Source organism: Pseudoalteromonas sp. Z9A6 (genome assembly GCF_011378805.1).
GTDB classification, from domain to species: domain Bacteria; phylum Pseudomonadota; class Gammaproteobacteria; order Enterobacterales; family Alteromonadaceae; genus Pseudoalteromonas; species Pseudoalteromonas distincta.
The window spans coordinates 1-1,971 of record NZ_WTKZ01000115.1; the positions used below are offsets into that span (position 1 = coordinate 1).

2 protein-coding genes are annotated in these 1,971 nt (G+C 38.9%); one reads left to right on the forward strand and one right to left on the reverse strand.

What is annotated here, in order from left to right:
* Positions 1-73: 73 nt before the first annotated feature.
* Positions 74-565, reverse strand: coding sequence for a DUF3016 domain-containing protein (locus GQR53_RS20400; RefSeq protein ID WP_165745047.1), 492 nt, complete (start codon positions 563-565; stop codon positions 74-76).
* Positions 566-841: 276 nt separating this feature from the next.
* On the opposite strand from GQR53_RS20400, the gene galE reads away from it, so the two are divergent.
* Positions 842-1,858, forward strand: a complete 1,017-nt coding sequence (gene galE, locus GQR53_RS20405; protein WP_002960801.1) for a UDP-glucose 4-epimerase GalE — start codon at positions 842-844, stop codon at positions 1,856-1,858.
* Positions 1,859-1,971 lie beyond the last annotated feature (113 nt).

Below are 1,971 nucleotides of genomic sequence, written 5' to 3' on the forward strand. Positions count from 1 at the left end.
ACTCGGTACACCATTAAGTCAAAGCATGCTTAACTGAATGGTGTTAGCTATTTAGCGGCATTTTTATTTTCAGTTAATCTAAACTTGGTAATATTTGTTCACCAAACCACTCTGTTAGTAAGCGTTTTTCGTAATAAAATGATTCGTCGCGGCCCATTTTAATTTTATCCATAAAGCCCATATCTTTAAGCTCCACATCAGTATCTTTACTTAGCACTGTACCGTCGTTATCGGTTAACGAATAATTTAGCTTAATGCGTGGAAAATAAATTGGTTTTACTACACGAATTTCCTCCATACCACCATAACGCACATCACCTGCTAAATCTAAATCTGTAAACTCTACATTTAATTTATAGTCTTTTGGCAATTGCTCGGCTAGTTTAGCCATATGCTTTTCGAAACTTGCTGCCACACTTTTGTGATACGAGCCCTTAGCTTGGTTAGACGCTCGCACATCACGATAATCATTAAAGTCATTCCATTTAACAACAGACTCACCAGCATGGGCAAGCGCAGGTAATGCGATACACATTGTTGTTGCTATTTTTTTAACTAAATTCATATCTTTCTCCAAAGAGGTAACCAATCACAAAAGTGTGGATTGGAGTAAACCTAGTATTAGCTATTACTAAAGCTATTTTAGCACTTGTTTATTAACTATAACTTAATCTTACCAATCAAGTGTTACTTGTTTTGCACAAAATGTAATCAAAAGCATTTAATGTGCTGATATCAAAAAAATACGATTAAAATCATATAAATTACAGATAAAACATGTAAATCACCTCTATTTATGGTGAAATTAACTTAATTGATAAAAGGTACCCACGGAGCTTTCATGACTATTTTAGTAACCGGTGGCGCAGGCTATATTGGCTCGCACACTGTTTTAGAACTTTTACAGCAAGGTAACGATGTTGTTGTTATTGATAACTTAAGTAACTCATCACAAGAATCACTTGCGCGCGTAAAAAATATAACAGGTAAAGAAGCCACTTTTTACCAAGGCGATATTCTCGATAAACCCTTTTTAGATTCTGTATTTGCAAAACACACGGTTGATAGTGTTATACATTTTGCGGGTTTAAAATCAGTAGGCGAGTCGGTTGCAAAGCCAGTTGAGTACTATCAAAACAACGTTCAAGGTACGCTTACTCTTGTTGATGCGATGCGCGATGCGGGTGTATTTAAATTGGTATTTAGCTCGTCAGCCACGGTTTACGGCGACCCTGCAAGCTTACCAATCAAAGAAGACTTTCCTGTAGGCGGCACTACTAACCCTTACGGCACATCTAAGTTAATGGTTGAAATGATGCTACAAGATATCGCTAAATCAGATGAGCGCTTTGCGTTTGCTATTTTGCGTTACTTTAATCCTGTTGGTGCACATGAATCGGGCTTGATTGGCGAAGACCCTAACGGTATTCCTAATAACTTACTGCCATTTATTGCCCAAGTTGCAGTAGGTAAACTAAAGCAGCTTGCTGTATTTGGTGATGACTACGACACAGTTGATGGCACAGGCGTGCGCGACTATATACATGTTGTAGATTTAGCGATTGGTCATTTAAAAGCGCTTGATAAAATTGCCAGCAGCACGGGGGCATTAGTTTATAACCTAGGTACTGGTAATGGTTACTCTGTACTACAAATGGTTAATGCATTTATTAAAGCAAGCGATCAGGCTGTACCCTATCAGGTTTCACCTCGCCGCCCTGGTGATATTGCAGCGTGTTATGCAGCGCCAGAAAAAGCACTTAATGAACTTGGCTGGGAAGCAGTGCGCGGTATTGATGAAATGATGCAAGATACCTGGCGCTGGCAGTCAAATAACCCTAACGGTTATAAAGGTTAAGCAAAAACGGCAAGTGAGCAAATATAGAAATTACGAGCTTCGCTCGTCACAGCCAGCAAGCTGAGCGCCTTGTATCTCTCATTGATAAATGATTAGCTATCATTTATCACATC